9 protein-coding genes are annotated in these 13,808 nt (G+C 28.3%); 5 read left to right on the top strand and 4 right to left on the bottom strand.

From position 1 onward, the window contains the following. Positions 1 to 28 precede the first annotated feature (28 nt). The gene (locus tag MALL_RS00490) at positions 29 to 2,128 is read right to left on the bottom strand and encodes a putative immunoglobulin-blocking virulence protein (RefSeq protein ID WP_005683205.1); all 2,100 of its coding nucleotides are present in this window, start codon (positions 2,126 to 2,128) and stop codon (positions 29 to 31) included. Between the two features lie 246 nt (positions 2,129 to 2,374). Beyond that, complete coding sequence (locus tag MALL_RS00485) at positions 2,375 to 4,465, bottom strand: putative immunoglobulin-blocking virulence protein (RefSeq protein ID WP_005683208.1); 2,091 nt, start codon at positions 4,463 to 4,465, stop codon at positions 2,375 to 2,377. A gap of 308 nt (positions 4,466 to 4,773) precedes the next feature. On the opposite strand from MALL_RS00485, the gene lepA reads away from it, so the two are divergent. The 5 genes from lepA to MALL_RS00460 are packed head-to-tail and all read left to right on the top strand — an operon-like array spanning position 4,774 to position 11,167. Beyond that, positions 4,774 to 6,573: a translation elongation factor 4 gene (lepA, locus tag MALL_RS00480; protein ID WP_005683209.1), complete on the top strand. Its 1,800-nt coding sequence runs from the start codon at positions 4,774 to 4,776 to the stop codon at positions 6,571 to 6,573. A 46-nt stretch (positions 6,574 to 6,619) separates the two neighbouring features. Next, entirely contained in the window at positions 6,620 to 7,747 is a 1,128-nt protein-coding gene (locus tag MALL_RS00475; protein WP_083793862.1) for a substrate-binding domain-containing protein, read from the top strand. After that, positions 7,747 to 9,615: a phosphate ABC transporter permease gene (locus MALL_RS00470; RefSeq protein WP_005683187.1), complete on the top strand. Its 1,869-nt coding sequence runs from the start codon at positions 7,747 to 7,749 to the stop codon at positions 9,613 to 9,615. The genes MALL_RS00475 and MALL_RS00470 overlap by 1 nt, the downstream gene beginning before the upstream one ends. Beyond that, positions 9,608 to 10,480, top strand: a complete 873-nt coding sequence (gene pstB / locus MALL_RS00465) for a phosphate ABC transporter ATP-binding protein PstB (RefSeq protein WP_005683185.1) — start codon at positions 9,608 to 9,610, stop codon at positions 10,478 to 10,480. Before MALL_RS00470 ends, pstB begins: the two co-directional genes overlap by 8 nt. Before the next feature lie 3 nt (positions 10,481 to 10,483). Continuing rightward, positions 10,484 to 11,167, top strand: coding sequence for a PhoU domain-containing protein (locus MALL_RS00460; protein ID WP_005683216.1), 684 nt, complete (start codon positions 10,484 to 10,486; stop codon positions 11,165 to 11,167). Positions 11,168 to 11,270: 103 nt separating this feature from the next. On the opposite strand, the gene MALL_RS00455 is transcribed toward MALL_RS00460, so the two are convergent. Both MALL_RS00455 and MALL_RS00450 read right to left on the bottom strand, forming a co-directional pair. After that, positions 11,271 to 12,014: a nitroreductase family protein gene (locus tag MALL_RS00455; protein ID WP_005683193.1), complete on the bottom strand. Its 744-nt coding sequence runs from the start codon at positions 12,012 to 12,014 to the stop codon at positions 11,271 to 11,273. A 145-nt stretch (positions 12,015 to 12,159) separates the two neighbouring features. Then, the coding region (locus MALL_RS00450) for a cation-translocating P-type ATPase (protein WP_005683177.1) at positions 12,160 to 13,808 on the bottom strand (1,649 nt) is incomplete at its 5' end.

The raw sequence follows: 13,808 nt of genomic DNA, 5'->3' as shown, positions 1-13,808 counted from the left end.
AATACACTTAATTTGTATTTTGTATTTTTTAATTAAATTTTAATGTATTGTCTTCTGAAAAGTATTCTACTGGATATCCTGATGATTTTAATTGATCATATAATTTAGTATTTGATGGATCAACAAAAATTTTAGATTTTTTCCCTTCATTAAATACTTTTTTACCTACTTGTTTTCAAAATGTTTGTAAGTTATTTAACCCTTCTGCATCTAGTGTTGCATTACCAGTTAGATGCATATCTTTAACTTGTGATCCGTTAAATCTTAAACGCACTTCGTGTGAATTTTCAGGCTCATCAAGAAACATTATTTTATGATATTGAGACTCATTCATTTCTTGAGCACTTAATGTATATGCACTTGTATCGCTATATAAAACTAATCTACGTAATTTTCTAGGAATTGGATTTCCATCAGCGCCTTTAGGTGAATAATCAAAACCTTTTAAACTTCTTATGTCTGGTATTCTTGAAACATCAAGACCTACTGGATATGAATTTCCTGCTTCATGATTATCTGGTTTTAGTCCCGGCCCAAATCCACCTTGGAATATTGGTTCATTATTTCTAACAACCAAAGCCATTCTTATTCCTCTATTAATATCATGTCAAGGATCTACTGCGTTTTTATCAAAGTTTTCAGGATCAAATGATAAAGCGTTTCAGGTTATTCTTGTTGCTGGTTTTACATTTGGCCCATAACCAAATGAAACGTTATAATCAACATCTTGTATATAAGCTACACCATTAACTGATCATGGATTTATTGCTCATTCATCAACTAGTGAATTACCTTTTGTATAAGTTGCCAATTCATCTATTTTTTTGTTTCTTAGCGCTATCATAGCACCTGTATTATTTGATTCAAATCATAATTCCAATTGTGGAATTTCATTTGGTAAAGCAGCTAAAATGTCTTTAAATTTTTGATTTTGGTCGTTTTTACCCATGTTTCTAAAAACATATGATTTTATGACTTTTCCTTTAGCTTGAGTATCTTTAATAAATTTTAAAAACTTAGCATAACCTTTTGGATTTGCAGCATCTAGAACAACTCTAATTGCATTATTTCCCTTTGTAAAAGTAGGATCCGGATTTGTGTATTTATTAACTTCTATACCATCATCTTCACTTAAACCAAATTCTGCAGTTCAATCTTTTTTAACATCTTCTTTAGTTCATCCATCATATGCGCCATCTTCAATTGCTTTAGGACTTCTTACGTATCAAGTTTTATAACCAAATAATCTACGGTGCGTATTATCTCTAGTCATTCTACCTGTTGTACCATTGTAAGTATCATTGACCGGACTATAAGCAAAACTATCTAATTCACCATTTTCATTTATAGTAGCATTTGCATAATCTAAAACTAAACCTTTTTTAAGCATTTCTATTGCACTTGCAGAAAGTTTGATGTTATCTAAATCAATATCCTTAATATCTTTACCGCTTTTGTTTCTTCATAATTCATGACCTGCAGCAAATAAAACATTTTTTAAATATTCTTTAACAGGCTTTGCCACAGCGTTTTTTAACTCTTCAGTAACTGTTAATTCAACAACTTCAGGTGCATCATTATTTATGTAAGGTATACGGTTGATAATGTCATTATCAGATGCTGGAAATTTATGTCTAGGATCAGCTACTTTGTGTTTTAATTTTATTGGAAATGTACTAGTTTCACCACCTGGTCCTTTAATAGTAACGGTTGTTTCTGCATCAACAATTAAAGTTCCATCACCATCTTTAGTTTTAGAATCATTACCAGGATTAGGATTTTCTTCTGGTTTTACCTCTTCTTTAGGTGGTTCAACAGGGGTTGTATCAACTGGTTCTGGTTGAGGTTCAGGCTTAGGTTTTGGCTCAACTGGTTTAATAACAGGAGCTGGATTTTCTTTTTTAATTTCTTCTAAATTATTATCAGCATTACTTGCTTTTAGTGGGTCAATTCCTAAAGCATTATTAATAATCGCCTTGCTAGGAGAACGATGTTTAATATCAACAATAATATTTTTTTGGTTAACATGATTAACATAAACTGGCACTAAAATCGCTTGTGGAACTAATATAGCTCCAGCAGCAATTGCTGAAACAATTAATATTTTTTTCTTTTTGGCTTTAATCATAACTCTCCTTTGCCTTTATTATATACGAGCCTATAATATATAAAATTTTTTAAATAATTGAAAATAATTTATTATTTTATACATTTTAGGTTAAAAAATGATTAATACTTCGCCAAAAAGTGCAAAAAATAGGTTTTTTCTAAACATTTTTTTAAATCACGAATTATTAGTTTTTTAAATAAAAAGCCAATTTAGTCTTTTTTCATTAAAAAAAGCTTCTAAATTTTACTTAGAAACTTTTATTTTTTAATTTAATTTTAAAGTGCTATCTTCACTTCTAAACTCAACTGGATAACCACGTTCTTTAAGTTGATTATAAAGTTTTTTGTTAGTTTTATCTACAAAAACTTTTGATTTAAATTGTTCTTTAAAGACTTTTCAACCAACTTGTCTATAAAACGTTTCCATATTTTTTAATCCTTCTTCAGTTAAAACATCGTTTCCATTTAAGTACATATGTTTAACTGTTGGACCTCCGTTAAAACGCAATCTAACTTCTTCTTCATCTCTTGGTTCATCTAAAAACATAATTTTATGATATTGTGATTTGTTCATTTCATCTGCACTTAAAGTATAAGAATCAGTATCACTATAAAGAGTAATTCTTCTAAGCTTTCTTACAATTGGTTTTCCATCAGCGCCCAGTGGTGAATAATCAAAACCTTTTAAACTTCTTAATTCAGGAATTCTTGAAATGTCAAGACCAACTGGATATGAATTGCCTTTTTCGTTGTTATCTGGATTTAATCCAGGACCAAATCCACCTTGAAATATAGGCTCATTATTTCTTACAACTAAAGCCATTCTTAAACCACGATTTATATCTTTTCAAGGATCTGGATCTTTTGGTTTATAGTTTTCAGGATCAAAAGCTAAAGCATTTCAGGTTATTCTTGTTGAAGGTCTAAATCCAGGCGGATAATCTTTTGAGACGTTATAATCAACATCTTGAAAATAAGCAACTCCATCAACTGCTCAAGGGTTTAATCCTCATTGATCAACAAGAGAATTTCCAGTTGTATATGTTGCAAATTCATCAATTTTTTTACCTCTTAAACCAATCATTGCACCTGTATTGTTTGATTCAAATCATAGCTCTAATTGTGGGATTTCATCAGGTAATGCTTTTATTATTGATAAGAATGATTGATTCTGATCTTTTGAACCCATATTTTTTATAACAAATGATTGAATTTTACGTCCTGCTTTTTTGGTTTTTGTTAAAAAGTCAAGAAATTTTTGATACCCTTTTGGATTTGCTGCATCTAAAACAACACGGATTGAATTATTACTTTTTGCAAATTCAGGATCATTGTTTGTATATTTTGTAACTTGAATTCCATCATCCTCAGTTAAACCAAATTCTTTTCATTCACTTTTAACATCGGTTTTTTCTCAACCAGCAAAAGTTCCATCCGCTATATCTTGAGGGCTTCTAACATATCAAGATTTATATCCAAAATGTCTACGTCTTGCATTATCACGGGCCATTCTTCCAGTTGTTCCATTATATGTTTCATTAACCACTGAATAACCACGGCTATCTAATTTTCCATCTTTAGTTATAAAAGCATTTGTGTAGTCTAAAATTAATCCTTTTTTAAGCATAGCTAAGGCATTTTCAGACAATTCTAATTTAGTTAAATCAATATCTTTTAAATCTTTTCCACTTTCATTTCTTCAAGCTTCTTCTTTAAAGGCTAACATTGTCTTTAAAAATTCCCTAACAGGCTTTGCCACAGCCTTTTTAAGCTCATCAGTAACAGTTAATTCAACAACTTCAGGCGAATCATTATTAACGTATGGAACACGGTTTATAATGTCATTATCTGAAGCTGGAAATTTATGTCTTGGTGCAGCTATTTTATGTTTTAGTTTAACTGGAAATGATAATGTTTCACTTCCTGGTAAGTTAATTGTTAACTCAGTTTCAGCATCAACAATTATTCTTCCATCACCTTCTTGGTCTTTTTTATCTGGACCAGGTTTTACAGATTCCGTAGGTTTTTCTGGTGAAGGTTCAGTTGGTGTTGTATCAACTGGCTCAGGTTTAGGTTCTGGTTTAGGTTTAGGTTCTTCAGGCTTTATAACTGGTTTAGCACTTTCAGGTTTTGTTAATTCTAAATTATTATCAGCATTACTTACTCTTAATGGATCAATCCCGATTGCGTTATTAATAATTGCACTGCTTGGAGAACGAAACTTAATATCGACATCGACATTTTGTTGATTTGCATTTTTTAGATATATAGGCACGGCAATTGCGTGCGGAATAATCAATGCGCCCCCAGCAATACTAGAAACTATTATTATTTTTTTCTTTTTTGCTTTTATCATAGCTCTCCTTTACTTTTTTATATTATATATGAGTTATATATTTCTTAAAATTTTATTAATATAAAGCAAAAATAACTATAAAAATAAAAATTTCTTAGCTTAATTCTTATAATTTTCATAAACAAAAGCGAATTTTCTTAATTTTTATTAAGTAATTTATGCTAGTAATTCTTTTATTTGAATTAAAAAATACTTATTAACTAATTTATGTTTAAAAAATTACTATTTTCTTTATTGCTTAAAACTTAAATTTAATCTTATATAAAATATTTATCTTATTTTAAACAATTTGTATAATTTAAATACTTATGATAAAAACAAAACTTAAAAATTTCTCAATTATTGCTCATATTGACCATGGAAAAAGTACTTTAGCAGACAGAATTTTAGAATTGACTGGTACAGTTGCTAAAAGGGATCTAAAAGAACAATTTTTAGATCAAATGGATTTAGAAAAAGAACGTGGAATCACTATCAAACTAAATGCTGTGCAATTAAAATACAAGGATTATACTTTTCATTTAATTGATACGCCAGGTCATGTCGATTTTACTTATGAAGTTTCTCGTTCTCTAGCTGCTAGTGAAGGTGCTTTATTAATAGTCGATGCAACTCAAGGAATTGAAGCGCAAACTTTAGCTAATGTTTATTTAGCAATAGAAAATGATTTAGAAATAATTCCGGTTATTAATAAAATTGATTTACCAAGCGCTGATATAGAAGCTGTTAAAGAAGAAATTGAAAACGTTATTGGAATTTCAACAGAAAATGCAGTTTTAGTTTCAGCTAAAACAGGTTTAGGCGTAGAAAATGTGCTTGAAGCAATTGTAAAATATATTCCTAGTCCTAAAGATGCAGATGATGATAAACCTTTAAAAGCTTTAATTTTTGATAGTTACTTTGATCCTTATCGTGGTGTAGTTATGCTTGTTAGAATTTTTCAAGGTGTTTTAAAACCTAATGATCGTTTTAAATTTATGTCAAATAATGCAGAGCATCATGTAATAGATTTAGGGGTAAGAAATCCTCATGAAACCAAAAAAGATGCTCTTAGAGCAGGAGAAGTTGGATGAGTTTCAGCGGCTATTCGTGATGCTAAAGAAGTTAGTGTTGGAGATACTATAACATTAGTTGATAATCCTACTGCTGAATCACTACCAGGTTATAAAAAAATGAAACCAGTGGTGTATACCGGTTTTTATCCAGTTGATACACGTGATTACATGGAACTTAAAGAAAGTTTAGAAAAAATTTCATTAAGTGATTCATCAATAACATGAGAACAAGAAACATCAAAAGCATTAGGATTTGGTTTCCGTGTAGGGTTTTTAGGAATGCTACATATGGAAATTTTGCAAGAAAGACTTGATCGTGAATACAATATAGCTATTATTGCAACAAGTCCTAGTGTTGAATACAAAGTTTATAAAACAAATGGTGAAATTGAGTTAATTTCAAATCCTACTTTACTTCCAGATCGTACTTATATTGAATATATCGAAGAACCATTTATTGAAGCAAATATTTTCGTTCCAAACGAATACATAGGAAATGTTATGGAGCTTTGTCAATCAAAAAGAGGTATTTACATTAACTTAGAATATGTAGATTCTAAACGTTCTAAATTAGTCTACCAAATGCCTTTAGCTGAAACTATATTTGACTTTTTTGATCGTCTAAAATCAACTACTAAAGGTTATGCATCATTTGAATATAACTTAATTGGCTATAAAACAAGTGATTTGGTAAAAGTTGATATTCTTTTAAATTCTGATAAAATTGATGCTTTTTCAATTATAACTCATAAAGATCGTGCTTATCCAGCTGCTAGAGAATTGTGTGAAAAATTAAAAAATGCAATTCCAAGACAAAACTTTGAAGTTCCTGTTCAGGCAACTATTGGTGGAAAAATAATTGCTCGTGAAACAATTAAAGCATTTAGAAAAGATGTTACAGCTAAATTATATGGTGGAGATCCTACCCGTAGACAAAAATTACTTAAAAAACAAAAAGAAGGTAAAAAAAGAATGAAATCTCTTGGAAGTATAGAGGTTCCTCAAGAAGCTTTTTTATCTATATTAAAGACGAATATAGATCCAAAAAAATAATTTTATTTAGACCTTGATTAGGTCTTTTTTTGTTAAAATAATGCATATGAAAAGATTTAGGACAAAAATTAAATGAAAGATTATTCTTTCATCGGTGCTGAGTCTTGCTACTGTTGGTGGAATAGTGGCGCTATTTTCTACCACATGAATTAATATAAAGGTTGTATCTGCCGCTGGTTCTAGTGGTGTGCAGCCTTTTTTTAGTTCACTATCAAACATTTATAGCAAGACAAATAAACTAGAAATAGGAGTTGTTGCAGGTGGTTCTGGGCATGGAATAAATGCTGTAGCAAATGGAAAAATTAATATTGGTATGTCATCAAAATCTCCTAAGCATACTGTTGAAACAAGCAAAGATTTGATGAAAAACTGAAAAGAAAAACAATTAAAAACTGTGACTATCGGAAATGAAGGAATTGCTATTGTTGCAAAGTTACCAAAAGATACTAAATTCACTGTTTCAAAGGAAAATATAGGAAATTTATATAAAGCGTTTGCAGGTCATGAAAAAGTATATTTAAGTGAATTTAATGCACAGAAAAAATATTCAGAGATTCATTTAAAACCTTTTGCTAGAGATGGAGCAGCAAATACTTCTGGAACAGCTGAAGCATTTTATTTATCCAGCGGTTTTAAAGGAATTAAAAACGATGACTTAACAAATCAAACTCTTTTAGGTAAAAAGAATTATGGAATACATACAAAAACAACATCTGAATCAAATTCTGAAGCATATGGAATTTTTAACAAGGATGGACAAGCGGAAGGCTCAATAATCTATTTATCGTTAGGTTTTGTTTTATCAAATAAAGAAAGAATTGAAAAAGATGGATTTAGTGTTTTTTACTATCAAAACGATAAAGACACAATTGAAGCTACTTTTGATAATGTTAAAAACAAAACTTACGCTTGATATAGACCTTTTAATTTAATTTTGTCAACTAATGAATCACAAAGTACAAAAGAATTAATAGAATGAGTTTTATTTAATCAAGACTCCGAAATAGAAAAAATTTATCAAGATTTTGGAATAGTTAAATTAGATAAAGATGCTTTATCATCTATGTATAAGCCTAATACGTTAAAAGAAGATTTTAATTTAGACGATCTAAAAGCTAATTTAAATAACTTTTGAATTGATGATATTAGTCTTAAAAAATATGGGGTAGAATAATGAAAGTAAAACAAATTAAAAATAAAATTTTAAATTTTAGTAGTTCAATTTTTGCTTGATCAATTATTCTTTCATTTTTAGCAATTTTAGTTACTATAATTTATTATTCAATCCCTGGGATAGCACATTATAAATGAAGTATTTTATCATTAGATTTTAACTTGAATAATGATAAAGCAGGAATTTGATTGCCGCTTTTAGTTACTATAGTTATTGTCTCCTTAGCAATTTTAATTTCTGTTCCAATAGGAATTAAATGTAGTGTTTTTCTAGTTTATAGAGTTAAAGAAAAATATTCAAAAACTTTACGAATCATAATAGATCTACTTGCTGGATTTCCTTCGGTAATCTTTGGGATATTTGCTCTAGAAGCATTAGGTCCTGTATTAAGTTATGTTTTAAATTTAAAAACTACATTAAACATAATAAATGGTTCGATTATGCTTTCATTTATGATTTTACCTACAATAGTTTCTTATTCATATAATGCATTTAAAAGTTCGAATGTAAAAATATATGATAATTCACTAGCTCTAGGTATTACAAAAACCAAAACTATCTATAAAATAGTTAAAAAAGATGTTTCATCAGCTATTTATTTAGGAGTTTTACTCTCTATTGGGCGTGCAATAGGTGAAACAATGGCTCTAAACTTTATACTTACAAGCCAAAACTATAACAATATTTTTAACGATACTTTTAAAAGTTTTTGAGAAAGCGGTCTTAAAAGTATTGGAGCAATAATTTCATATAACTTTTTTGCTGAAAATGGTGGTGAATCACTTAGAGGAATATTGTATTTCTTTGGATTATTACTTTTTATAATAACAATGTTAATTAATGGATTTGCACACTATATGATTAAACCTAAAAGTCAAGCAAAGTTTATATGACTAAAAACATTTCACTTAAAATTAATTAGTTTTGTAATGTGATTACCGAATAAAACAGTTTTAGCTGTTAAGAAAAAACTTTCAAAAAGCACATTAATAACAAAAAATTCTGGTTGACAAATATATGAAAAATACAAATTAAGTTTGGAAATTATTAGCGTTTTAACAACAATAGCTTTTATTGCATGAATAATAATTTATATTTTATTTAATGGATTTAATTCAATATTGATGCCAAGTTCAACAGTCTTTAGTTTTGAAGCAGATTCAACAGGTAGAGCATTAGTAAATACAATTTTAATTATTTTTATAAGTGTAATAATTGCCTTTCCAGTTGCGTTATTTGTTGCAATTTACATTTCAGAATATCTTAAAAATAAAAAAATGAAAACATTGCTTTTATTTTTAATAGATGCATTAGGTTCAACACCTAGCATTGTATTTGGTATCTTTGGTTTAACGTTTTTTATTCAAACATTAGGATTAAGTGCTGGTGGTAGAATGTCTAATTCATTGATTGCTGGAGCATTAACTATAGCACTTGTGATTCTAACTAACTTTATTCGTGGAATTCAACAATCTTTTGAATTTGTTCCAAGTCATTACCGTGACAATGCAATAGCCTTAGGAATTCAGAAAAATGAATTTATATTTAAAATTCTAATTCCACAAGCTTTTGTTTATATTCTTAATGTACTAATTTTAGGTATAGGTAGAGTAATAGCTGAAACTGCACCACTTTATTTAACAGCCGGTTTAACTTCATCTAATACTTTTGGAATAAATCTTTGAGGTCAAACATTAACAACAAGAATTTTGGCACAAATAAATTCTAATACAATTCATTCGCATGATATTATGCTTGAAAGTGCATTTATTGCACTACTATTAATATTATTTTTAGTATTATTAACAAGTTTTATAATCCCTAAAACTGTTCAATATATTAACAAAAAAAGGAGTTCAAATGGCTAATTCAATTTTCAAATCAAGTAATTCATTTTTTGAAAAAATAAAAACGAAATTTAAAAAGAAAAACGACCAAACTATCGATATTAAAGCACATTATGAAAAACATAATGAAAAAAATGTTTTTGAAATAAGAAACTTTTTTGCGATGTATAAAAACAAAAAACAAGCCTTAAAAAATATAAATTTAGATATTAAAAAGGGTGTTGTTACTTCATTTATAGGACCTTCTGGTTGTGGAAAAAGTACAATGTTAAAATCTCTAAATAAAATGTTAGATTTACTTGAAGGAGTAAAACTTGATGGTGATGTTTACTATGAAGGTCAAAACATTAGACATGGAAATGTAGATAATCTAAAACTACGTACAAATGTTGGAATGATCTTTCAAATCCCTACACCATTTCCTTTGTCAATAAAAGAAAATATTGCTTTTCCCCTTCGTGCGCAAGGACAAAAGGATGAAGCAAAAATTAATGAAATAGTCGAAAGCACACTTAAAGATGTTGGACTATGAGAAGAAGTAAAAGATAATTTAAATAAATTTGGAACTGATCTAAGTGGTGGACAACAACAAAGATTATGTATAGCTAGAGCAATAGCACTTAATCCAGAAGTTATTTTAATGGATGAACCAACAAGTGCGCTTGATCCTATAGCCACAACAAAAGTAGAAAATTTAATCTTAAAATTGAAAAAAAATTACACCATAATAATTGTTACTCACTCAATGAGTCAAGCACAAAGAATAAGCGATGATACTGTTTTCTTTTATAATGGTGAAATTATAGAAGCTAATAAAACTAAAAAATTGTTTACAAATCCTCAAAATACTAAAACACAAGAATATATTAATGGAAAGATAGGTTAATTTATGAATTACGAATTAGTTAAAGAAGAAGAAAAAATCTTAAAAAGAGATTTTATGAAATATGTGGAACATTCTATGACTATGCACAAGCTTGTTAAGGAAATGTACTCATCAAATTTAAATGATGCAATGATAGTAGAAAAATATCAAGAAGAAATAGCTTCCCTTGAAGTAAAATCAAATCATTTACATGCAATTTTATTAGAAGATGCCATTTGATTTATTTCTAAAGAAGCGCCTAGAGCAAACCATTTACGTTTTGTTATAGGAATAATTAACTCGATTTTTGACTTAGAAAGAATTTGTGATCATGCACAAAGAATTGCTCAGTTTAAATCAAGACATGAAGATATTAGCGACTTTATTAAACAGACTATTACAGAGCTAGAAAAAAGAGTTCAAGAATATGCCAAAATTATTGCAGATGCTCTTGAAAACTATTCAGTTATGGGTAATTATAATAATTGTATAACACAATCAGAAAACTTTTTTAACTTATATAAAGCTAAATTATATGAGTCTTATAATGAAATTGATCCTAAAAATAAAGCAAAAAATGAAGCTCTTTTAGAATTTATTACAGTTTTAAAAAATCTAGATCGTACAGTTGATCATTATCGTAATATTCTTGAAAACTTTGTCTTTATTAAAGATCCTGATTTCTTTGTTAAAAATAAAAAAATTTAGTTTATATCATAATCTTAAAGGCGCATTTATGTGTCTTTTTTATTTGTTAATTAAAAAATTAGGATTAGAACCTAATTTTGTTTGGCTTTTTTATAGTTAAAAACTATTTCTTTGAATTGTAGTTTAATAAGTCTTTTAAATATTTTTCATATTTTTCGGTTAAATTAAATTTGTAACTTTTTGGCACTGATTCCATATATGAATATTTGAAAAATTCTTCTCCTAAAAATTCTATTTCATCTTTATTGAATTGTTCCAATTCTTTATAAACAACCTCTTGATCATATCCATCAACAAAGGTTTTGTTGATGTGATATGGATGATATTTTTTTTGGCTAGCAGCTTTACCGATTGCTAAACCTAGAACTGGCATAATATTTTTATCTAAATTATATGTTTTTTGTATAAACTCAGGAATGTCAAAAAATCTCATTCCACCTAAATAAACTGTTCCATAACCTAATGCATTAGCTGCTACTGAAGCGTTTGTTGCCATTATGTAGGCATCTCCAAAAGCTTGTAAAAAGTTTTCTAAATTTGTTGTATCAATTTCTAAACCTTTTTTCTTTGCTGCGTACTTAGCGCGTGTTTGATCTAAACAAAAAATTACAATAGCTGCTGATGTGCTTAAATGTTCTTGTCCACTAAATCCACATTGTTCTTTAATTTGTTCTTTAATTTTTTGATCAGTAATAATAATTGCACTAGCTGAAACTCTGCTCATTGATGTAGCAGATGAGTTAATAGCTTCTTTTAGTGCATTAATTTCATCATCGTTTAATTTTGTATGTGTCATCTCTCTTACAGATGAACGATTTTTTAATAATTCGATTACTTGATTTTTCATATATTCTCCTATTTTTTCTATGTATTTTAATTTTAGCATTTTGCTTTTTTTCTAACGTTTATGAAATTTTTTTCATAAGTTAGTGTGGAAATGTTTCAATTGAGCAAAAGTATAAAAAAATCTAATCAAATGATTAGACTTAAGGTTATTTTTGATATTTTTCTTTTATTAGTAATCCAAATTTAATAAATTCATTTGAAACTATTAAACCAAATCCTAATAAAACAGGTAATAATCAATATATTAATAGATATGAATCATTAAATGCTGATATGTCAAACATTTTAAATGCACTTCTTATTCCTGGAACAAATGCCGCAAACAATACACAGGCAAATGAGAAAAATGAAGCTAAATATACTAATTTATATTTATTTACACTTACTCTAAAAATGCTTTTATCACTCATTAAATTAAGTGAGTTTAGTGATGCTGCTAGTCCTAGTGTTACAAAACAAGCAGTTGAAGTTAATTTAACAAAATCTGTACCTGTAACATTGTTTTGTTTTGCAACCATTCCAACAATGGCATAGGATAATAATGATAATAGAGATAAAATTACCGATTGAATAATAACGTTTATTCCCATTCCTCTAGCAAATATATTTTCGTTTTTATCATAAGGGTTACGATTCATAACATTTTTTCCCGAATCGACTAATCCAAGGGCGATTGCAGGTAAACCGTGTGTTAATAAGTTAATTCACAATAATTGAGAAGCAGATAGCACTCAGAATTCAGTTTCTTTTCCAATAGTATCAAAGAAAATGAATCTAAAAGCAAAGAGCCCAATTAACATAACTATAATTTCAGTTAAACTTGAAACTAATAAATTTAAAATAACAGTTTTAATTTTATCAAACGTTTGTCTTCCACCTTTAATGGCTTTAACAATAGTATTAAAATTATCATCTGTTAAAATTACATCTGAAGCTTGTTTTGAAACATCAGTTCCAGTAATTCCCATTGCACAACCAACATTACTTGCTTTAAGAGCAGGAGCATCATTTACTCCATCACCTGTCATGGCAACAACTTGGTTATGGAATTGTCAAGCTTTTACAATTCTTAATTTATCTTCAGGATTTACACGAGCATAAACGGAAATTGATTTAACTTCTCTTTCTAATTCTTCTTGGCTCATTGCGCTTAATTGTGCTCCAGTAATTGCTTTATCACCGGGATTATAAATACCTAAACTTTTTGCAATAGCAGTAGCAGTGGTTAAGTGGTCTCCTGTTATCATAACTGGCTTTATACCAGCACTTTTTGCTTCATCGATACTTATTTTAACGTTTGCTCTTGGAGGATCCATCATAGCAATGAGTCCTATAAATTCAAGATCTTTTTCATCTTCAAAGTTTAATTCTTTTTTACTTTTGGCAACTTTTTTAATAGCAAAGGCTAAAACTCTAAATGATTGATTTGCTCAATCTTCATTTTTGTCTAAAGCTAATTTAGAAGCTTTTGTACAATTGTTTAAAACAACATCTGGAGCACCTTTAGTAATAATATAATTTTCGTCTTTACCAGCGATTAAAACGGACATCATTTTACGGTCTGAATCAAAAGGTAAAGAATGAATTTTATTATTAATTTTTAATAATTCTTCTTTAATTAAGTTTATTTTGTAACCATTCATTAATAAACCAGTTTCAGTAGGATCTCCAACCATTTCAAAAGTGTTATCTTTATTCAAATGAATTGTTGCATCTGTACATAAAATTGATTGAGATATTAAGAATTTAAAATTATCAATATTTTTATTATCTTCATAAACTTCAAAGTCGTTAT

The sequence above is a fragment of the Mycoplasmopsis alligatoris A21JP2 genome, from assembly GCF_000178375.1.
Classification (GTDB): Bacteria; Bacillota_I; Bacilli_A; order Mycoplasmatales; family Metamycoplasmataceae; genus Mycoplasmopsis; species Mycoplasmopsis alligatoris.
Note: the sequence above shows the minus strand (reverse complement) of the source record. Positions and strands in the feature narration are given on the sequence as shown.